The organism is Pseudomonas sp. HUK17, from assembly GCF_001566765.1.
On sequence record NZ_LSMW01000014.1, the window covers coordinates 116,350 to 136,739 of the forward strand.

General features: G+C 66.2%; 20 protein-coding genes. 9 read left to right on the forward strand and 11 right to left on the reverse strand.

Annotated features, from left to right (window positions below; genetic code table 11):
* The 3 genes from ahcY to AX284_RS09915 all read left to right on the forward strand — a co-directional run bounded on the left by ahcY (position 1) and on the right by AX284_RS09915 (position 4,358).
* The gene (gene ahcY, locus AX284_RS09905) at positions 1-1,407 is read left to right on the forward strand and encodes an adenosylhomocysteinase (RefSeq protein ID WP_017641066.1); all 1,407 of its coding nucleotides are present in this window, start codon (positions 1-3) and stop codon (positions 1,405-1,407) included.
* Positions 1,408-1,459: 52 nt separating this feature from the next.
* Entirely contained in the window at positions 1,460-2,296 is an 837-nt protein-coding gene (gene metF / locus AX284_RS09910) for a methylenetetrahydrofolate reductase [NAD(P)H] (RefSeq protein WP_017641067.1), read from the forward strand.
* A gap of 184 nt (positions 2,297-2,480) precedes the next feature.
* On the forward strand, positions 2,481-4,358 hold the full coding sequence (locus AX284_RS09915; protein ID WP_017641068.1) for a DEAD/DEAH box helicase: 1,878 nt from the start codon (positions 2,481-2,483) through the stop codon (positions 4,356-4,358).
* A 210-nt stretch (positions 4,359-4,568) separates the two neighbouring features.
* On the opposite strand, the gene AX284_RS09920 is transcribed toward AX284_RS09915, so the two are convergent.
* The 3 genes from AX284_RS09920 to AX284_RS09930 form a co-directional block, all read right to left on the reverse strand.
* A complete protein-coding gene (locus AX284_RS09920; protein ID WP_017641069.1) occupies positions 4,569-4,856 on the reverse strand; it encodes a PA4642 family protein in 288 nt (95 codons plus the stop codon).
* Positions 4,857-4,972: 116 nt separating this feature from the next.
* Complete coding sequence (locus AX284_RS09925) at positions 4,973-5,443, reverse strand: WbuC family cupin fold metalloprotein (RefSeq protein WP_068384994.1); 471 nt, start codon at positions 5,441-5,443, stop codon at positions 4,973-4,975.
* The gene (locus tag AX284_RS09930) at positions 5,440-5,994 is read right to left on the reverse strand and encodes a hypoxanthine-guanine phosphoribosyltransferase (RefSeq protein WP_017641071.1); all 555 of its coding nucleotides are present in this window, start codon (positions 5,992-5,994) and stop codon (positions 5,440-5,442) included. Before AX284_RS09930 ends, AX284_RS09925 begins: the two co-directional genes overlap by 4 nt.
* A 256-nt stretch (positions 5,995-6,250) precedes the next feature.
* Between AX284_RS09930 and upp the strand changes: the two genes are divergently transcribed.
* Both upp and AX284_RS09940 read left to right on the forward strand, forming a co-directional pair.
* Positions 6,251-6,889, forward strand: coding sequence for a uracil phosphoribosyltransferase (gene upp / locus AX284_RS09935; protein WP_017641072.1), 639 nt, complete (start codon positions 6,251-6,253; stop codon positions 6,887-6,889).
* Positions 6,890-6,891: 2 nt separating this feature from the next.
* Positions 6,892-8,157, forward strand: coding sequence for a uracil-xanthine permease family protein (locus AX284_RS09940; RefSeq protein ID WP_017641073.1), 1,266 nt, complete (start codon positions 6,892-6,894; stop codon positions 8,155-8,157).
* Positions 8,158-8,176: 19 nt separating this feature from the next.
* On the opposite strand, the gene AX284_RS09945 is transcribed toward AX284_RS09940, so the two are convergent.
* Together AX284_RS09945 and AX284_RS09950 are read right to left on the reverse strand one after the other, a co-directional pair.
* Positions 8,177-9,232, reverse strand: a complete 1,056-nt coding sequence (locus AX284_RS09945) for a ferrochelatase (RefSeq protein ID WP_068384998.1) — start codon at positions 9,230-9,232, stop codon at positions 8,177-8,179.
* A complete protein-coding gene (locus AX284_RS09950; RefSeq protein ID WP_068385000.1) occupies positions 9,229-10,137 on the reverse strand; it encodes a TIGR01777 family oxidoreductase in 909 nt (302 codons plus the stop codon). Before AX284_RS09950 ends, AX284_RS09945 begins: the two co-directional genes overlap by 4 nt.
* A 65-nt stretch (positions 10,138-10,202) precedes the next feature.
* Here AX284_RS09950 and AX284_RS09955 point away from each other — a divergent pair, with 65 nt between their 5' ends.
* The 4 genes from AX284_RS09955 to AX284_RS09970 all read left to right on the forward strand — a co-directional run bounded on the left by AX284_RS09955 (position 10,203) and on the right by AX284_RS09970 (position 14,749).
* Positions 10,203-11,300, forward strand: a complete 1,098-nt coding sequence (locus AX284_RS09955) for an NAD(P)/FAD-dependent oxidoreductase (protein ID WP_143075259.1) — start codon at positions 10,203-10,205, stop codon at positions 11,298-11,300.
* 125 nt (positions 11,301-11,425) lie between these two features.
* Positions 11,426-12,397: a YbgA family protein gene (locus AX284_RS09960; protein WP_068385006.1), complete on the forward strand. Its 972-nt coding sequence runs from the start codon at positions 11,426-11,428 to the stop codon at positions 12,395-12,397.
* A complete protein-coding gene (locus AX284_RS09965) occupies positions 12,387-13,331 on the forward strand; it encodes a MerR family transcriptional regulator (RefSeq protein WP_236712160.1) in 945 nt (314 codons plus the stop codon). The genes AX284_RS09960 and AX284_RS09965 overlap by 11 nt, the downstream gene beginning before the upstream one ends.
* Positions 13,328-14,749, forward strand: coding sequence for a cryptochrome/photolyase family protein (locus tag AX284_RS09970; protein WP_068385013.1), 1,422 nt, complete (start codon positions 13,328-13,330; stop codon positions 14,747-14,749). Before AX284_RS09965 ends, AX284_RS09970 begins: the two co-directional genes overlap by 4 nt.
* 28 nt (positions 14,750-14,777) lie before the next feature.
* Here the strand turns inward: AX284_RS09970 and AX284_RS09975 are convergent, their stop codons facing one another.
* The 6 genes from AX284_RS09975 to hemA form a co-directional block, all read right to left on the reverse strand.
* Entirely contained in the window at positions 14,778-15,305 is a 528-nt protein-coding gene (locus AX284_RS09975; protein WP_068385016.1) for an acyloxyacyl hydrolase, read from the reverse strand.
* Positions 15,306-15,457: 152 nt separating this feature from the next.
* On the reverse strand, positions 15,458-16,249 hold the full coding sequence (gene murI / locus AX284_RS09980; RefSeq protein ID WP_068385019.1) for a glutamate racemase: 792 nt from the start codon (positions 16,247-16,249) through the stop codon (positions 15,458-15,460).
* Entirely contained in the window at positions 16,242-16,997 is a 756-nt protein-coding gene (locus tag AX284_RS09985; protein ID WP_017641082.1) for a molybdopterin-synthase adenylyltransferase MoeB, read from the reverse strand. Before AX284_RS09985 ends, murI begins: the two co-directional genes overlap by 8 nt.
* Complete coding sequence (gene prmC / locus AX284_RS09990; RefSeq protein WP_017641083.1) at positions 16,991-17,821, reverse strand: peptide chain release factor N(5)-glutamine methyltransferase; 831 nt, start codon at positions 17,819-17,821, stop codon at positions 16,991-16,993. Before prmC ends, AX284_RS09985 begins: the two co-directional genes overlap by 7 nt.
* Positions 17,822-17,824: 3 nt before the next feature.
* A complete protein-coding gene (prfA, locus tag AX284_RS09995) occupies positions 17,825-18,907 on the reverse strand; it encodes a peptide chain release factor 1 (RefSeq protein ID WP_017641084.1) in 1,083 nt (360 codons plus the stop codon).
* Positions 18,904-20,172, reverse strand: a complete 1,269-nt coding sequence (gene hemA / locus AX284_RS10000) for a glutamyl-tRNA reductase (protein WP_017641085.1) — start codon at positions 20,170-20,172, stop codon at positions 18,904-18,906. Before hemA ends, prfA begins: the two co-directional genes overlap by 4 nt.
* Between the last annotated feature and the right edge of the window lie 218 nt (positions 20,173-20,390).

The window sequence follows — 20,390 nt, forward strand, 5'->3', positions numbered from 1 at the left end:
ATGAGCGCTGTCCTCACGCCTGCCGCTTTCAACGATTTCAAGGTCGCCGACATCTCCCTGGCTGACTGGGGTCGTCGCGAAGTCATCATCGCCGAATCGGAAATGCCCGCCCTGATGGGTCTGCGGCGCAAGTACGCCGGTGAACAACCCCTGGCCGGCGCCAAGATCCTCGGCTGCATCCACATGACCATCCAGACCGCCGTGCTCATCGAGACCCTGGTGGCCCTGGGCGCCGAAGTGCGCTGGTCCAGCTGCAACATCTTCTCCACCCAGGACCAGGCCGCCGCCGCCATCGCCGCCGCCGGCATCCCGGTGTTCGCTTGGAAGGGCGAGACCGAAGCCGAATACGAGTGGTGCATCGAGCAGACCATCCTCAAGGATGGCCAGCCCTGGGACGCCAACATGGTGCTGGACGACGGCGGTGACCTGACCCAGATCCTGCACGACAAGTACCCCCAGGTGCTGGAACGCGTGCACGGCATCACCGAAGAGACCACCACCGGCGTGCACCGCCTGCTGGACATGCTCAAGGACGGCTCCCTCAAGGTCCCGGCGATCAACGTCAACGACTCGGTCACCAAGAGCAAGAACGACAACAAGTACGGCTGCCGCCACAGCCTCAACGACGCCATCAAGCGTGCCACCGACCACCTGCTGTCCGGCAAGCAGGCGCTGGTGATCGGCTACGGCGACGTGGGCAAGGGTTCGGCTGCCTCGCTGCGCCAGGAAGGCATGATCGTCAAGGTCTCGGAAGTCGACCCGATCTGCGCCATGCAGGCCTGCATGGACGGCTACGAGCTGGTCTCGCCCTATGTCGACGGTCTGAACGACGGCACCGAAGCCTCCGTGGATCGCGCCCTGCTGGGCAAGATCGACCTGATCGTCACCACTACCGGCAACGTCAACGTCTGTGACGCCAACATGCTCAAGGCACTGAAGAAGCGTGCCCTGGTGTGCAACATCGGTCACTTCGACAACGAGATCGACACCGCCTTCATGCGCCAGCACTGGGGCTGGGAAGAGGTGAAGCCGCAGGTGCACAAGATCCACCGCACCGGCCTGACCGTCGATCCGACCAACGACGACTACCTGATCCTGCTGGCCGAAGGCCGTCTGGTGAACCTGGGCAATGCCACCGGCCATCCCAGCCGCATCATGGACGGTTCCTTCGCCAACCAGGTGCTGGCGCAGATCCACCTGTACCAGGAGAAGTTCGCCGACCTGCCGGTCGCCGAGAAGACCGCCAACGTCACCGTCATGGTCCTGCCCAAGAAGCTCGACGAAGAGGTGGCGCTGGAAATGGTCAAGGGCTTCGGTGGCGTGGTGACCCGCCTGACCGAGGCTCAGGCCAAGTACATCGGCGTGACCCAGGAAGGCCCCTTCAAGCCCGACAGCTACCGTTACTGATGGCCAAGCCTCCCGCTCCCCGGAGCGGGAGGCTGCTCACGAGAGAGACGCCGTGAAACCCAGTCTGAGTTTCGAATTCTTTCCCTGCAAGACCGAAGCGGGCCACGAGAAGCTGATCGCCACGGCGCGGCAGCTGGCTGGCCACGGGCCGGAGTTCTTTTCCTGCACCTACGGCGCCGGCGGTTCCACCCGCGACGGCACCTATCGCACCGTGCGCCAGCTCAACGACGAGGTCGGGGTACCGACCGCGCCGCATCTGTCCTGCGTCGGCGACAGCAAGGCCAAGCTGCGCGAGTTGCTGCAGCAGTACCAGGAAGCCGGCATCAACCGCATCGTCGCCCTGCGCGGCGACCTGCCGTCCGGCATGGGCCTGTCCGGCGGTGGCGAATTGCGCTATGCCAGCGATCTGGTCGCCTTCATCCGCGAGGAGACCGGCGATCACTTCCATATCGAAGTCGCCGCCTATCCGGAAACCCATCCGCAGGCGCGCAGCTTTACGGACGACGTGCGCAATTTCGTGTACAAGATGGAGGCCGGTGCTGACCGCGCGGTCACCCAGTACTTCTTCAACGCCGACTGCTACTTCCATTTTGTGGAACGTGTCCGCAAACTGGGAGTCGAAGCCCCGGTGATCCCTGGCATCATGCCGATCACCAACTACAGCAAGTTGGCACGCTTCTCCGATGCCTGTGGCGCTGAACTGCCACGCTGGCTGCGGAAGCAACTGGAAGCCTACGGTGACGATACCCAGAGCATCCAGGCCTTTGGCGAAGAAGTCATGACCGCCCTCTGCGAGCGACTGCTCGAAGGCGGGGCACCTGGTGTGCACTTCTACACCCTGAACCAAGCGGAGCCGTGTATCGCCATCTGGCGAAACCTCGGTTTTTGAAGTCGGCCAGGCGAACTGGCGGCGACTTCGCCCAATCGTGATTACCGCTACCGGTCATCGCCCGACTCTTCATCCAGCGCAGGATGATGAGGGTGGGCGAGACGTCCGAAACCTTTCGGACGTCAACCGGCAGCGCAACCGCGCCCCCACGTCGGCGGGACGCCGACAGAGACAGGAACCCCGCATGTCCTTCATTTCCCTCGGTCTCTCCGAGGCCCTTGCCCGCGCCGTGGAAGACGCTGGCTACACGAATCCCACGCCTGTTCAGCAACGCGCCATTCCGGCCGTCCTGCAGGGTCGCGATCTGATGGTGGCTGCCCAGACCGGCACCGGCAAGACCGGCGGCTTCGCGCTGCCGGTGCTCGAGCGCCTGTTCCCCAACGGTCATCCCGATGGTCACCACTATGTGGCCAAGCAGCCCCGCGTGCTGGTACTGACGCCGACCCGCGAACTGGCGGCTCAGGTGCACGACAGCTTCAAGGTCTATGCCCGCGACCTGCCCATGCGCAGCGCCTGCGTCTTCGGTGGCGTCGGCCTCAAGCCGCAGGTCACCGCCCTGGCCAAGGGTGTCGATGTCCTCGTCGCCTGCCCGGGTCGGCTGCTGGACCTCGCCGGCCAGCAAAGCGTCGATCTGTCCGCCGTCGAGGTGTTGGTGCTGGACGAAGCCGACCGCATGCTCGACATGGGCTTCATCCATGACGTGAAGAAGGTCCTGGCCCGCCTGCCGGCGCAGCGCCAGAATCTGCTGTTCTCGGCCACCTTCTCCAAGGACATCACCGACCTCGCCGGCAAGTTGCTGCAGGATCCCGAGCGGATCGAGGTCACCCCGCCGAACACCACCGTCGAGCGCATCGAACAGCGGCTGTTCCGCATTCCGGCCAACCAGAAGCGCGCCCTGCTCGCCCACCTGATCACCCTGGGTGCCTGGGAACAGGTGCTGGTGTTCACCCGCACCAAGCACGGCGCCAACCGTCTCGCCGAGTACCTGAACAAGCATGGCCTGCCGGCCGCGCCGATCCATGGCAACAAGAGCCAGAATGCCCGCACCAAGGCCCTGGCCGACTTCAAGAGCAACGAGGTTCGCGTCCTCGTCGCCACCGACATCGCCGCCCGCGGCCTGGACATCGACCAGTTGCCCCACGTGGTCAACTTCGAGCTGCCCAATGTCGAGGAAGACTATGTGCACCGCATCGGCCGTACCGGCCGGGCCGGTCGCAGTGGCGAAGCCATCTCGCTGGTGGCGCCGGACGAAGAGAAGCTGCTCAAGGCCATCGAGCGCCTGACCAAGCAGAGCATTCCGGATGGCGACATGCAGGGCTTCGATCCGCAGTCCGTGCCGCCCGAGCAGCCGGAAGTGCGCGCCCCGCGCGAACCCCGTGGCAAGCCGCAGCAGAATCGTCAGAAGAAGGCCGACAAGCCGGCGCGCAGCGAAGGCAAAGGCCAGAATCAGGGCCAGAACCAGGGCAAGGCCGCCGGTAGCGAGCAGTCCGGCGCCCAGCCCCAGGGCGAGCGCAAGGGTCGTTCCCGCAATCGTCGCGACCGCCGCGATCGCGATGACGCCGGTCAGGCCAATGCGCAACCCGGCCAGGCCGTTGTGCAGCAGCCGCGCAATCGTGATCCGGAAGAATTTCTGGATGACGCCTACGACAACTTCGGCAATAGCGTCGACTACGTGAGCCCCTACCAGGGCAAGGGCCGCAAGGGTCCGCGTAGTGGCAACGGCGGCAACGCGCCGCGCGCCGCCACGACCGGCGGCCAGGGCCAGCCCCGCCAGGGTCAAGGCCAGGGCGCTGCCCGCGGTCCGCGCAGCCAGCAACAGCAGCAGCCCGGCAAGCGTCGTGGTCAGAACGGCCAGCCCCGTGCCGCCCGGCCCTATGAAGCCGCGCCCAGCGAGCCACGCGCCTATGCCACGGAAGAGCGGGCGTCGAACAAGCCGCAGCCGAAGATCGTGCACAAGCCGTCGCGTGCCGATCGCCTGCCGACCCTGGAGCAGCTGGAAGAGATGCCAAGCCGGCCCCGCAGCGAGAAGCCCGCGCTGCTGACCCGCAACCGCGACGCCTGATGGCCGACGGGCCGCTCAGGCGGCCCGTTCACCAGGCAAAAAGAAACCCCGCCATGGCGGGGTTTCTTTTTTAGGCTTGCTTGAGAAGTGGCCGAGCGAAGGTCAGGCAAGGCAAAAATCGGCGAGGAAGCGGAGTTTACACAGGGTAAATGAGCATTCCGAGCCGGTTTTTAACGCAGCATGACCGAGCGCAGGCACTTATCAACCGAATCAGGCGTGGGCGGCGCGCAGGGCGTCGATATAGGGCTCGGCCTGACGATGGCTGCGGATCAGTTCGATGAAGTCCTCGCCCTGGTCGTTGCGGGCATCCAGGTCGTAGCCAGCCTCGACGAAGAAGCCGACGAAGCGCTCGAAATCGTCCGGACGCAGGCCGCGATAGGCCTTGACCAGCTTGTGCAGAGACGCGGGGGTATCGTCCGCCGGTTCGACATCGAGGAACAGCCTGATCTGCTCGTCGCTGATCGCTTCACCGATGACCTGCTTTTTATCCTTGCGCATCCTTTGGCTACCTGTGCTGGGGGATTCTTTGGAGAAAAGGAGGACCGATTCTAACCCTGCCCCTCGCCTGCCCGCCAGTGACAAACCATGGTGATACCGCGACCCTGGTCGAAAGTTCAATCGAATTGAGCGCGCATCCAGCTGCGATAGCGCTCGGCGTCGGGTACGCCCTCCAGCGGGGCCCAGGCCGGTCGTTCACCCTCGCCCAGCGGCACGAAGGGCCCGGCCTTGCATTCGAAGAACAGGCAGTCGCCGTCCAGGGCCACCAGCGCATGGTAGTGCCCGGGGGCGAGATCGACGCCCGGGCAACCGGCGCGCTGGGACAATTCGCGGCGCACCAGCACCTGCCCCTCGTCGCTGAAGGTCAGCAGCCCCAGCCGGCCCTGCAGCACCAGCAGACTCTCGGCCTTGCGCGGATCCAGATGGCGGTGGGGCGGTATGTAGCTGTCTTCGCACATCCCCACCACCAGGCGATGGCATGGCTCATCCATGCTGTGCAGGTTGTGATGGGCGCGCCGTCGCGGGCTGGCCGCCGCCTGCCGGAGCAGGTCGGCGAACAGCGCCTGATCGAACAGCTGAGCGGTCACAGCCCCTTCACGGCGTAGATGCCGGGCGCGTTGCGCCAGTAGCCCTTGTAGTCCATGCCATAGCCGAAGATGTAGCGATCGATGCAGGGCAGGCCGACGTAGGTGGCCTCCAGGCCCTTGACCTTGCGGTCGTGGGTCTTGTCGATCAACACGGCGGTATGGACCTCGCGGGCGCCGGCGTGGCGGCAGAAGTCGATGATGGCCTTGAGGGTGTGGCCCTCGTCGAAGATGTCGTCGACGATCAGCACGTCGCGATCGATGAAGGACACCTCGGGCTTGGCCTTCCAGAACAGCTCGCCGCCGGTGGTCTCGTTGCGATAGCGGGTAGCGTGCAGATAGGACATCTCCAGCGGGAAATTCAGCCGGGTGGCCAGCTTGCCGGTCAGGATCAAGCCGCCGTTCATGACGCAGAAGACCACCGGATTACGCTCGGCGAGATCGGCGGTGATGGACGCGGCGAGCCGGTCGATGGCCGCTTCGACCTGGGCTTCGTCATACAGGCAATCGGCTTCCTGCATGACCTGGCGGATGTGGGCGAGATCGGCGGACATGGGGCTTCTCCGGGGGGACGGGGCGCCGGCCTGATGGTTGGCGCGGATAAAAGGCGGCAAAGGTACAGACACCGCGGACCGATCTCAAGCGCCGCCAGGCGGCTACTATTGTCGCAGGGTACTGCCCACCTCGGGTCGGATGCTTTAATGTACCGCGGTTTTTTTGTGCGCCTGCCCTTCCTGCGGCAGGCCTTCGGGCCGCCGGTCGTACCGAAACCGTCCTCGATCCGCTGCCCTACCGTCTCTGGAGAATCCCATGCCCGTTCACGAAATCCGCCATCCGCTCATCCGTCACAAGCTCGGCCTGATGCGGCGCGCCGACATCAGCACCAAGAACTTTCGCGAACTGGCCCAGGAAGTCGGTGCCCTGCTCACCTACGAGGCGACCAAGGACCTGCCGGTGGAAGAGGTGGACATCGAGGGCTGGTGCGGCACCGTCAAGGTGGAAAAGATCTCCGGCAAGAAGGTCACCGTGGTGCCCATCCTGCGTGCCGGCATCGGCATGCTCGACGGCGTGCTCAGCCTGATCCCCAGCGCCCGGGTCAGCGTGGTCGGCCTCGCCCGCAACGAATCCACCCTGCAGGCCCACACCTACCTGGAAAAGCTGGTGGGTGAACTGGACCAGCGGATGGCCATGATCATCGACCCCATGCTGGCCACCGGCGGCTCCATGATCGCCACCATCGACCTGCTGAAAAAGGCCGGGGCCAAGGAAATCCGCGCCCTGGTGCTGGTGGCGGCGCCCGAAGGCATCGCCGCGGTCGAGGAAGCCCATCCGGACGTGCGCCTCTACACCGCCTCCATCGACGAGCGCCTCAACGAGCACGGCTACATCCTGCCGGGGCTGGGCGATGCCGGTGACAAGATCTTCGGCACCAAGCAGAAGGACGCCTGAGCGTGACCGCGCGGGAACCGCTCTGGCGGGAGATCGTGGTGGGCGCCCAGATGCTCTTCGTGGCCTTTGGCGCCCTGGTGCTGATGCCGCTGATCACCGGCATGGACCCCAATGTGGCCCTGTTCACCGCAGGCTTCGGCACCCTGCTGTTCCATCTGGTCACCGGCCGTCAGGTACCGGTGTTCCTGGCATCGAGCTTCGCCTTCATCGCCCCGATCATCGCCGCCAAGGCTGAATTCGGTCTGCCGGCGGTGCTCGGCGGGGTGGTGGCGGCCGGCTTCGTCTACACCTTCCTCGGCCTGGCGGTGAAGGTGCGCGGCGTGGGCTTCATCGACCGCCTGCTGCCGCCGGTGGTGATCGCCCCGGTGATCATCTCCATCGGCCTCGGTCTGTCGCCGGTGGCGGCCAACATGGCCATGGGCAAGGCTGGTGACGGCAGCGCCCAGCTGGTTCCCTATGCCACGGCGATGCTGATCTCCATGCCGGCGCTGGTCACCACCCTGCTGGTGGCCATCTACGGCAAGGGCATGTTCCGCCTGGTGCCCATTCTGGCGGGCGTCTTCGTCGGCTACGCGCTGGCCTTCGTCTTCGGCATCGTCCATACCGAGGGGATAGCCGCCGCGCCCTGGCTGGCGATCCCGGCCTTCGTCGCGCCGGAATTCCACTGGGGCGCCATCCTGTTCATGGTGCCGGTGGCCCTGGCGCCAGCCATCGAGCATGTCGGCGGGGTGATCGCGGTGGGCGGAGTGACCGGCAAGAACTACCTCAAGCAGCCCGGTCTGCACCGCACCCTGCTGGGCGATGGCCTGGCCACCTCCTCCGCCGGGCTGTTCGGCGGGCCGCCCAACACCACCTACGCCGAGGTGACCGGCGCGGTGATGCTGACCAAGAACCACAATCCGCGGGTCATGCTGTGGGCGGCGGGCTTCGCCATGGTGCTGGCGTTCGTCGGCAAGTTCGGCGCGGCGCTGCAGACCATCCCGGTGCCGGTCATGGGTGGCATCCTCTGCCTGCTGTTCGGCTCCATCGCGGTGGTGGGCCTCAACATCCTGATCCGCCATCAGGTGGACCTGTCCGAGGCGCGCAACCTGGTGATCGTCTCGGTGACCCTGGTGTTCGGCATTGGCGGCATCGTCTTCGGCAACGGCGAGATCGGCCTAAAGGGCATCTCCCTCTGCGGCCTGATCGCCATCGGCCTCAACCTGGTCCTGCCCGGGCACAACGCCTGGAAGAAGGATGCCGAACCGCCAGAGCGTCCGCTGCTCTGACGGCCAGCTCAGGATGCCGTTACGCCGGCATCCTGGGCTGCTCAATGGGCTGCGGCGGCAGTTCCGCCACCTCTTCGCACAGTGCCACCAGCGCCCGGGCCCAGGCCGGGTCGTCGTTGACGCAGGGAATCAGCACCAGCTCCCGGCCACCGGCTTCGATGAACTGTTCGCGGCCGCGATCGCCGATCTCTTCCAGCGTCTCGATGCAGTCGGCGACGAACGCCGGGCACATCACCAGCAGGCGCTTGACCCCGGCCTTGGCCAGCTCGTCCAGCCGCGCCTCGGTATAGGGCTCGATCCACTTGTCCTTGCCCAGCCGCGACTGGAAGGACACCGACCACTTGCCAGCGGGAATGCCCAGGCGCTTGGTCACCAGTTCGGCGGTGCGCTGGCATTGGCTGCGGTAGCAGACGGCCAGCGCCTTGGCGGTGACCTTGCTGCTGTCGGGCGCGCGCAGGTCGTGGCTGCGATCCTTGACCAGCTTGCGGATATGCCGCTCGGGCAGGCCGTGGAAGGACAGCAGCAGGTGGTCGTAGGGCTCCTCGAGATAGGGCTCGACGCTGGCCGCCAGCGCCGCCTGGTACTCCGGGCGATCGTAGAACGGCGGCAGGATCTTCAGCGTCAGCGGCAGCTGATGGGCCTCGATCACCCGCCGCGCCTCGACGATGGCGGTGGTGGTGGTGCTGTCGGCGAATTGCGGATAGAGCGGCGCATAGGTCACCTCGCGGATGCCCTGGCTGGCCAGGCGCTTGAGCACCGACTCCACCGAGGGCTCGCCGTATCTCATGCACAACTCCACCGGACCATGGCGCCAGAGGGGCCGCACGGCCTCCTGCAGCCGGCGGCTGAGCACGATCAGCGGTGAGCCATCGTCCCACCAGATCGACTCATAGGCCTCGGCCGAGGCGGCGGGCCGCTTGATCAGCACCAGCGACACCAGCAGCCGACGCAGTGGCCAGGGCAGATCGACCACATAGGGATCCATCAGGAACTGGTTCAGATAGCGCTTCACGTCGGGGACGTGGGGCGAATCGGGCGAACCCAGATTGGCGAGCAGCAGAGCGTTGGTAGTCATCGTGAATCCTTGGCGGCGAGCAGGTCGGCCAGGGCCGCATCCAGCTCGGGATAGCGAAAGACATACCCGGCAGCGAGCAGGCGCTCGGGCCGGGCGCGCTGACCACCCAGCAAGAGGATGGACAGCTCTCCCATCAGGCGCAGGGCGAAGGCGGGAATCAGCAATCGCGCCGGGCGCCGCAAGGCCCGTCCCAGCGCCTCGGTGAAGTCCCGGTTGCGCACTGGCTCGGGGGCACAGAGATTATAAGGACCCTGGGCGTCGCTGCGGTTGAGAAGAAAATCGATGGCCCCGATTTGATCCTGTAAATGAATCCAGGGCATCCATTGGCGTCCGTTACCCAGGCGCGCGCCCAGGCCGAAGCGGAACGGCGGCAACAGGCGCAACAGGAAGCCATCGTCGGCGGCCAGCACCAGACCGGTGCGCAGGTTGACCACGCGGATACCCAGTTGCTCGGCCTCGTTGGCGATCTGCTCCCAGGCCAGGCACAGCTCGCCGGCGAAGTCGGCGCCGGCCAGGCTGTCCGCTTCGCTCACCGGCTTCTCGCCGCTGTCGCCATAGAAGCCGGTGGCCGAGCCCGACAGCAGCACCGCGGGCTTCTGGCTGCGCCCACGCAGCCATTCGATCAACCGCTCGGTGGTGCCGATGCGGCTCTGCCAGAGTTCGGCCTTGCGACTGCGGGTCCAGGGCTTGTCGGCGATGGGCGCGCCGGCCAGATTGACCACCGCATCCAGGTGCTCGTCGCCCAGCGCCTCCAATTGAGCGATGCCGCGCACGTCGGGTCCGCACTCACGCGCCACCCGTGCCGGGTCGCGGCTGAGCACGGTGAGTTGGTGCCCGGCGGCCGCCCATTGGCGGCACAGCGCACGGCCGATCAATCCGGTGCCACCTGTCAGCAGGATATGCATGTCGTCACTTCCTTCTCGTATTGCCCTGCCGCCCGGATGCATCTGAACGAAGGGAAGAGGATTGTTTGGTATGGTCGTGGGTCGAAAGATCCAGAACGGTTGCCAGTCGTAGCCGTAGAGCCCTTGCACGCGCAAACGTTCGACAAGGGCGAATCGTCAGACAAGCGAGGTCCATCATGACTGCCCCCATCGCCATCGTTGGCGCAGGAATAGCCGGACTTGCCGCAGCCCAGACGCTGATTCGCGCCGGGCAGCAGGTCCAGATCTTCGACAAGAGCCGCGGCAGCGGCGGCCGCATGGCCAGCAAGAGAAGCGAAGCCGGGGCCCTGGACCTGGGCGCCCAGTATTTCACCGCCCGCGATCGCCGCTTCATCGACGCCCTCAACGAATGGCGGCGGGCCGGTTGCGCGGCCGAATGGAATCCGGTGCTCTACCAGTATCGCGACGGGCGCCTGAGTCCGTCCCAGGACGAGCAGCCACGCTGGGTCGGGGTACCGCGCATGAGCGCCATCACCCGCCATCTGTTGGGCGACCTGCCGGTCACCTTCGACTGCCGTATCACCGAGGTCTTTCGCGGGGCCCAGCACTGGCACCTGCTGGACGCCAGCGGCGAGACCCACGGGCCTTTCGCCCAGGTCGTCATCGCCATGCCGGCGCCTCAGGCCACGGCGCTGCTCTCCAGCGTGCCCAAGCTGGCGGCCACCGTGGCCGGCGTCAGCATGGAGCCGACCTGGTCGGTGGCCCTGGCCTTCGCCACGCCCCTGCAAACCCCGGTGGAAGGCTGCTTCGTGCAGGACAGCGAACTGGACTGGCTGGCGCGCAATCGCTGCAAGCCCGAACGCGACACCACCCTGGACACCTGGGTACTGCACGCCACCAGCGCCTGGAGCAAGGCGCATCTCGACGCCTCCAAGGAAGAGGTGATCGAACGGCTGCATGGCGCCTTCGCCGAGTTGATCGGCTGCCCGCTGCCGGCGCCGAGCTTTACCCTGGCCCATCGCTGGCTCTATGCGCGACCCGCGCAACCCCACCAATGGGGCGCCCTGGCCGATCCCGACATGGGCGTCTTCGTCTGTGGCGACTGGTGCTCCAGCGGACGCGTGGAAGGTGCCTGGTTGAGTGGTCATGAGGCCGCGCAGCAGCTCCTGGGTAGTCTGGACTAAGCGACGAAGCGCATACCGTCTGTAACCTGAGACGAATCTTTTGCCGAAGCCCCCTGTCGAAAGTTGCACCAAACTTGTACAAAGTAAAAATCCTTGTACAAGAAAATACACGACAGGGGATCTCCATGCTTGCCAACGCCTCTTCCAGCCTGCCCCGTCCACGCCTCGGCATCAGTGCCTGCCTGCTGGGTGACGAAGTCCGCTACAACGGTGGGCATAAGGAATCCCGGCTCTGCAGCCAGACCTTCGCCGAGCATTTCGATTTCGTCCGGGTCTGCCCGGAGATGGCCATCGGCCTCGGTACGCCGCGCGAGCCCATCCGCCTGGTGGGCGATTCCCAGGCGCCGCGTGCCGTCGGCACCTTGAATCCCAGCCTGGACGTGACCGCCGCCCTGACCGCCTACGGGGAAAAGATGGCGGGCGAGCTCGCCGACCTGTCCGGCTTCATCTTCATGCAGAAGTCGCCCTCTTGCGGCATGGAAAGGGTCAAGGTCTATCACGCCAATGGCCAAGGCAGTGAAACCGACGGCCGCGGTCTGTTCGCCGCCGCCATCATGCGTCTACGCCCGGACCTGCCGGTCGAAGAGGCCGGTCGGCTGAACGATGCGGTACTACGGGAAAACTTCGTCACCCGGGTTTTCGCCCATGCCCATTGGCAGCAACTGCTGCAACAGGGTCTGACGGCGCGGGCGCTCCTGTCCTATCATTCGCGCTACAAGTACCAGCTCATGGCCCACGATGCCCATCGTGCCCGGGCCCTTGGGCAACTGGTCGGCAGCATCGGTCAGCGCAATCTGGACGAGCTGGGTCAGGAGTATTTCAGCCGCCTGATGGCTGCACTGAAAAAGTGCGCTACCCGTGGTACTCACTGCAATGTGCTCTATCATCTCTTCGGTTATCTGCGCCGGGTCCTGAGCGACAGCGAGAAGCAGGAAATGCAGCAGCTGATCGAGCAGTACCACGAGGGCATCGTCCCCCTGGTCGTGCCCCTGACGCTGCTCAAGCACCACTTCCGCCAGCATCCGGATCGTTATGTGAACGAGCAGGCCTATCTCCAACCGCACCCTGAACGTCTGAGTCTGCGAAATGCCATCTAGCGTCATTCCCTTGCCCTCACCGTCGAATGGCGAGGAGCAGGATTATCAGTCCGCCTTGCACGAAGGCTGGCTGCCCATCCGGGAAATCGCCCGGCGTACCGGCGTCAACGCCGTGACCCTGAGGGCCTGGGAGCGGCGTTACGGCCTGCTGGTCCCCAAGCGCACCCCCAAGGGACACCGGCTGTACAGCGAGGCCCATGTGGTTCGGGTGCAGCAGATCCTCGCCTGGATCGCCCGCGGTGTGGCGGTCAGCCAGGTCAAGGGCCTGCTCGACGACCAACGACCGGCAGCGGTGCCCAGCGATACGCCCTGGCAGGGCATCCACCAGGAGATGATGGACGCCATTGGCCGGCTCGCCTCGCGCGTCCTGGACGAGGCCTACAACCGCGCCGCCTCCCTCTATCCGCCGCGGGTGCTGCTGGATCAGTTGCTGTGGCCGTTGCTGCGGGAACTGGAGCGACTCAGCCAGGCCACCGACGACGGTCGCCTGCAACAGGTGTTTTTCCAGTCCTGGCTGCGCAGCAAGCTGGGTGCGCGGATCTACCACAGTCAGCACAGCCTGCGCGGTGCGCCGCTGGTACTGCTCAATCTCGACGAGACGCCGATGAATGTCTCGCTGTGGCTCTGCGCCTGGCTGATCAGCGCCACGGACTGTCCCGTCGAAGTGGTGGAATGGTCGATTCCCGCGGCTAATCTCGATCGCCTGGTCGAGCAGCTCGACCCGCGGGCGCTGATCCTCTGCCGTGACAGCCGTCCCGACAGCGAATTGCGTCGCCAGCTGCAGACCTTTGCCAATCGCCATGCCCGCCCCTGCCTGACCCTGGGTGCCCTGGGCGAATCCCTCACCGCCGACGCCGCCCCGGCGCGCAGTCCGGGCGAGGCTTTCGATCGCCTGCAGAGTGCTGGGCTGCTGCGTCAGGATCGGTATGCATGAGCCAGCTCGTCTGGTTTCGTACCGACCTGCGCACCCTCGATCACCCCGCTCTCCACGCCGCCGCCGAGCAGGGGCCGGTGACGGCCGTGTTCCTGCTGAGTCCAGCCCAATGGCAGGCGCACGACGAGGCCGCGGTCAAGGTCGACTTCTGGCTGCGCAATCTCGCCGCCCTGGGCAAGACGCTCAGGTCCCTTGGCATTCCCTTGCTGATCCGCAACGCCGAGCGCTGGGCGCAGGCACCCCAGGTGTTGCTCGACCTGGCCAGGAAACTGGGCATCGAACACCTGCACTTCAACGACGAATACGGCGTCAACGAAGCCGCCCGGGATGACGCCGTGGCAGAGGCCTTCGATGCGGCAGGGCTGGCCGCCCATCGCTATCTGGACCAGACACTGTTCGCGCCGGGCACGGTACTGACCAAGAACGGGGGTTATTTCAAGGTCTTCGGCCAATTCAAGAAGACCTGCCTGGCGCGCCTGGAAACCGGTCTGCCAGCGCCCCTGCCTGCCCCCGGCAAGCAGCGGAAGGGCCCGCTCCAGGCCGACGAGTCGCCCAGCTCGGTCGAGGGCTTCGTCACCCCCTCGCTCGAGGTGCAACGGCTGTGGCCGGCCGGCGAAGAGGCGGCGCTGCAGCGCCTGGAAGCCTTCATCCAGGAGGATCTGGGCGATTATCACCAGGCGCGGGACATCCCCTCAGAACCCGGTACCAGCCAATTGTCGGCCTATCTCAATGCGGGAGTGCTGACGCCGCGGCAGTGCCTGCAGGCAGCGGTTCGGGCCAACGATGGCCTGCTCAGCGGCGGCATGCAGGGCGCGGCCACCTGGATCACCGAGTTGCTCTGGCGCGAATTCTATCGCCACGTGCTGGTGGGCTATCCCTGGGTATCGCGGCACCAGCCGTTCAACCGGGAGCTGACCGCCCTGCCCTGGCGCGACGACCCCGAGGGCCTGGCGGCCTGGCAACAGGGGCGCACCGGCATCCCCCTCATCGATGCCGCCATGCGCCAGCTCTTGCAGACCGGCTGGATGCACAACCGCATGCGCATGCTGACCGCCATGTTCCTCTGCAAGAACCTGCTGATCGACTGGCGCGAAGGCGAGCGCTGGTTCATGCAGCATCTCATCGATGGCGACCTGGCTTCCAACAACGGTGGCTGGCAGTGGAGCGCCTCCACCGGTACCGACTCGGTGCCCTATTTTCGGGTGTTCAATCCCCACACCCAGGCGCTCAAGATCGATGCCCGCGGCGACTATGTGCGCACCTGGGTACCGGAACTGGCCGAGCTCAAGGGCAAGGCCGTGCACACCCCGGGGGGCCGTTACCTCACCCCCCTGGTGGACCTTGGCGAAAGTCGCCAGCGGGCGCTGGCCACCTACCGCGGCATGGCGCGCAAGACGGACACGAAAAAGCCGGACTAGATCCGGCTTTTTTCATATCAGCCCTGGATCAGAGGATGTGGCTGTAGAACAGCGCATAGGACTCGATGCCATCGTTGGGCTGCTTGATGCCGGCGTTGGAATAGTGGGTCGCACGGATGCCGACGCGCTGGGTGTCGCCGATCTTCAGGCCCAGGCCGATACGGTCTTCGAAGTTGAACGCCGAACCCAGGTCCTGCTCGCCGACCTTGGTGCTGGAGAAGACCGCGACGCCGATACCGGCTTCGACGAAGGGCTTCACATGACCCTGGCCGAATTCGTAGACGAATACCGGGGCGAAGGACAACGAATGCTGATCGGAAGAGCGCCCGTTGTCGCCTTCCCAATAGGTGTAGCCCGCATCCCAGTAACCGGTCAGGCGGCCGGTAGAGCTCTGCCACCAGCTCTTGTCCCAATTCCAACCGGCACCGATGCGATAGGTCATGCCGCTCTGGCTGGTGGCTCCGACTGCCCCGGTGATTTCCACAGCCTGTGCCGACGCCATGCCACCCAGCGAAAGCGCGGCGGCCACTGCAAGGGAAAGCAATTTGTTGTTCATGAAAGTGCCCTTATGGATGTTTCTAGTTTTTACGAACTGCCAGCATTGACCATCAAGACGTGAAGGTGTTCACAGCCTTGGACATTTTTACCTACAGGGTCGGATGCTAGTCGCTGGACGACCGTTTGGCGAGCGAAACCCGGGCAGAAAAGTCAGACGAACGCCTTTACCTCGGCCCCTGCCGGCCAGAGCTGCGGCAACACCGCGCCTAGCTCGGTGGCTGGGCCAGACGTCCAGATGCGCGTCGGGCCGGCCGGCCCGCTGGCCAGGCGTCCAGCCACCGCCAGCAGACTTTGCAAGCGCCGCGCCACGGCGGCGCCGGTATCCACCAGGATGACTTCCGGCGGCACTAGCTCGGCCAGCAGGGGCCGCAAGAAGGGATAATGGGTGCAGCCCAGGATCAGGGTGTCGCACTCCGCCGCCAACAGCGGTTCGAGAAAGCCCTGCAGCAGACGCCGGGTCTCGGGGCCGTGCAGATCGCCGCGCTCGACCTGTTCCACCAGTCCCGGACAGGGCTGGGTCAGCACCTGGACGCCCAGGGCGAAGCGGTCCAGCAGGGCGGCGAACTTGGCGCTCTGCAGGGTACCGGTGGTGGCCAGCACCCCGACCCGGCCATTGCGGGTAGCCGCGGCCGCCGGTTTAACCGCCGGCTCCATGCCGACGATGGGCCACTGGGGATAGCGTTCGCGCAGATCAGCGACCGCCGCCACGGTGGCGGTGTTGCAGGCCACCACCAGCGCCTTTGCGCCCTGGGCGTGCAGCCGCGCCGCGATCAGCTGGCAGCGCTCGCGGATGAAGGCAGGGGTCTTTTCGCCATAGGGGATATGGCCGCAGTCGGCGACGTAATGCAGGGTTTCCGCCGGCAACAGCTGCCGTATCTCGGCCAGCACCGACAAGCCGCCGACGCCCGAGTCGAAGACCCCGATCGGCGCCTCGTCAGCCATGGCGGGCGCCGCACACCGGGCAACCCGGATCGCGCTTGACCCGCAATTCACGGAAGCGGCTGCCTGCCGCATCCACCAGCAGCAGCCGACCCACCAGCGGCTCGCCGAAACCGGCCAGGAGCTTGAGCGCTTCCAGCGCCTGCAGACTGCCCACCAGGCCCACCACCGGACCCAGCACCCCGGCTTCGCTGCAACTGAGTTCGGCCTCGCTGCCCTCGCCATAGAGGCAGTGGTAGCAGGGACTGTCGGCGCGGCGCGGGTCGAAGACGCTGAGCTGGCCCTCCAGGCGAATGGCGGCGCCACTCACCAGCGGCCGCCCCTGGGCCACGCAGGCGGCATTCACCGCCGCCCGGGTGGTGAAGTTGTCCGAGCAGTCCAGCACCAGATCCACCGCGGCGACGCGCGCCGCCAGACTGTCGGCGTCCAGCGCCTCGCGCCACGGCACCAGGCGTACCTCAGGATTGAGCGTTGCCAGGCGTTGCAGGGCGGAATCCACCTTGCCCTGGCCGATGCGACTCTCGTCGTGCAGCACCTGGCGCTGCAGATTGCTCAGGTCGACCCGGTCGAAATCGGCCAGGTGCAATTCGCCGACGCCGGCCGCGGCCAGATAGAGCGCCACCGGCGAACCCAGCCCACCGAGGCCGACGATGAGCACCTTGGCGTCCTTCAGCCGCAGCTGGCCGGCGATATCCACCTGGGCCAGCAGGATCTGCCGGCTGTAGCGCAGCAGTTCGCCGTCGCTCAGCATGGCCAGCGGCCTCCACTGATACGCGCGTGACCGCCCAGGTCCTGGCGACTCTCGACCTCGGCGAAACCCTGGCGGACCAGCAGTTCGCGCACCGCGGCGGCCTGGTCGAAGCCGTGTTCCAGCCACAGCCAGCCCCCCGGCTGCAGGTGCGCGGGCGCCGCCCCGATCAGCTCGCGGATGTCGTCCAGGCCATCGGCCCCGGCCACCAGGGCGCTGCGTGGCTCGAAGCGCACATCGCCCTCGTCGAGATGGCGATCGCTGCCGGCGATATAGGGGGGATTGCTGACGATCAGCTCGAAGCGCTGCCCGGCGAGGGCGGCGAACCAGTGACTGGGCTGAAAGGTGACGTTGCCCAGGCGCAGGCGCTGGGCATTGCGCTGGGCCAGCGCCACCGCCGCCGGGATGCGATCCACGCCGCTGACCTGCCAGCGTGGCCGTTCATGGGCCAGGGCCAGGGCGATGGCGCCGGTACCCGTGCCCAGATCCAGTACCCGCACCTCGTCGGCCAGCGGCAGCGCCAGGGCGGTTTCCACCAGCACCTCGGTGTCGGGCCGCGGGATCAGGGTGTCGGCGCTCACTTCCAGGTCCAGCGACCAGAAGCCTTGCTGCCCAAGAATGTAGGCCACCGGCTCGCCCTGCCGGCGCCGCTCGAGATCGGCCTGGAAACGTGCCAGGGCCTCGCGTGGCACCAGTTTTTCCGGCCAGGTGCGCAGGTAGCTGCGCGGCTTGTCCAGAGCGGCGGCCAGCAGCAGTTCCACGTCGAGACGAGCGCTGGGCGAATCCGGCAACTGGCTTTCGCGCAACAGGGCGCCGATGGTGGCCATGCTTCAGTCTCCCAGCGCTGCCAGCTGGTCAGCCTGGTATTCCTGCAGCAGCGGGTCGATGATCTGCTGGACGTCGCCATTGACCACCTCGCCCAGGGAATAGAGGGTCAGGTTGATGCGGTGATCGGTCACCCGGCCCTGGGGAAAGTTGTAGGTGCGGATGCGCTCGGAGCGATCACCCGAACCCACCAGCAGCCGGCGGGTGTCGGACATTTCCTTGTGCGCCGCCGCATCCTGCTGGTCGTTGAGCTTGGCCGACAGCCAGGCCATGGCCTTGGCGCGGTTCTTGTGCTGGGAGCGCTCTTCCTGGCACTCCACCACGATGCCGGTGGGCAGGTGGGTGATGCGCACCGCGGAGTCGGTTTTGTTGACGTGCTGACCGCCCGCGCCCGAGGAGCGATAGGTGTCGACGCGCAGATCGGCCGGATTGATCTCGATGGCCTGCTGCTCGTCAGGCTCGGGCAGCACCGCCACGGTGCAGGCCGAGGTATGGATGCGGCCCTGGGACTCGGTCTCCGGGACCCGCTGCACCCGGTGCGCACCGGATTCGAACTTGAGCTTGGCGTAGACGTTGTCGCCCTCGACCCGGGCGATGACTTCCTTGAAGCCGCCGTGCTCGCCTTCGTTCTCCGAGAGCACCTCTAGGCGCCAGCCCTGGCGCTCGGCGTAGCGCGAGTACATGCGGAACAGGTCACCGGCGAAGATCGCCGCCTCGTCGCCACCGGTACCGGCGCGGATTTCCAGGAAGACGTTGCGGCCGTCGTTGGGATCGCGCGGCAGCATCATGCGCTGCAGCTCGTCTTCCAGCTCCTGCAACCGCGCCTTGGCGCTGGCGACCTCTTCCTCGGCCATCTCGCGCAGATCCGGATCGCTGTCCTTGAGCAGCGCCTGGGCGCCCTCCAGGTCGGCCTGCACCTTGCGGTATTCGGTGAACGCCTGGCTGACCGGCTCGAGTTCGGCGTATTCCTTGGAATAGGCGCGGAACTGGGTCTGGTCGCTGATGACTTCGGCGTCGCCTAACAGCGCGGTCAGCTCCTCGAAGCGGTCCTGCAGACCGTCGAGCTTGTGCAACAGAGAGGTCTTCATGTCTTGTCCAAACCCTCGTCGAGGGCGAAGAGTTCCTGAGCCAGGGTCAGCGCATCGATGCGCCCCTCGGCGGATAGTTTCTTGAGCTGTACGCTCGGTGCGTGCATCAGCTTGTTGGTGAGGCTGCGCGCCAGGGCCGCCAGGGCTTCCTGGGGATCGGCGCCGTTGGCCAGCTGGCGCTGGGCGCGGGCCAGTTCGTCGTCGCGGATCTGCTCGCCCTGCTGGCGATAGGCGCGGACCACGTCCACCGCGGCGCGCTCGCGCAGCCGCTGCATGAAGTCCTCGACCCCGGCCAGCACCAGCTTTTCGGCGGCCTGGGCGGCGCCCTGGCGACTCTTGAGGTTTTCCGCCACCACCTCGTGCAGGTCGTCCACCGTATAGAGGTAGACGTCTTCCAGCTCGCTCACCTCCGGTTCGATGTCGCGCGGCACGGCGATATCGACCATGAAGATGGGCTTGTGCCGGCGCTGCTTGAGCGCCCGCTCCACCGCGCCCTTGCCGAGGATGGGCAACTGGCTGGCGGTGGAACTGATGACGATGTCGCTGTTGACCAGCTCGTCGGGAATGTCGGCCAGCAGCACGGTATGGGCGCCGAATTCTTCCGCCAGGTGACTGGCGCGCTCCAGGGTGCGGTTGGCGACAACGATGCGCCGCACGCCCTGCTCGTGCAGATGGCGGGCGACCAGGGTGATGGTCTCGCCGGCGCCGATCAGCAGCGCCTGGCTGCGGCTGAGGTCGCTGAAGATCTGCTTGGCCAGGCTGACCGCGGCGAAGGCCACGGATACCGGATTCTCGCCGATCGCCGTGTCGGTGCGCACCGCCTTGGCGGTATTGAAGGTGGCCTGGAACAGCCGGCCCAGCAGCGGACCGACGGTGCCGGCCTCACGCGCCACGGCATAGGCCGACTTGAGCTGGCCGAGGATCTGCGGCTCGCCCAGCACCATGGAATCCAGCCCCGCGGCCACCCGCATCATGTGGCGGACCGCGGCCTCGTCCTGGTGCAGGTAGATGCTGGCGCGCAGGTCTTCCAGGGGCACCCGGTGGTACTGGGCGAGCCAGGCCAGCACGGCCTCAGCCAGACTGGGCTCCAGCTCCAGGTAGAGTTCGCTGCGATTGCAGGTGGAGAGAATCGCCGCTTCGCGACTGTGGGTGGCCTGCTCCAACTGGCGCAGGGCCTCGACCGTCTGCTCCGGAGTGAAAGCCACGCGTTCGCGCACCTCAACCGAGGCGGTCTTGTGATTGATGCCGAGCGCGAGAAAGGCCATGGACGCAAGCAGTCGAACGGATTGGGAAAGCCGAACATTGTCCTACGCGCGGGCGGTGGCGACAACCAGCAGCGACGAGACGTCGGACAATCGCCGTCATAGCCTGAGCGAATGAATCTTGCCGGGCAAAAGGCGTCAACAGCCTCGACCACCGCACTTCTCGGCCGGCCGCTGCGCATGCGCAACGCGGCCACGGCGACTCTTGTGGCATGATGGAC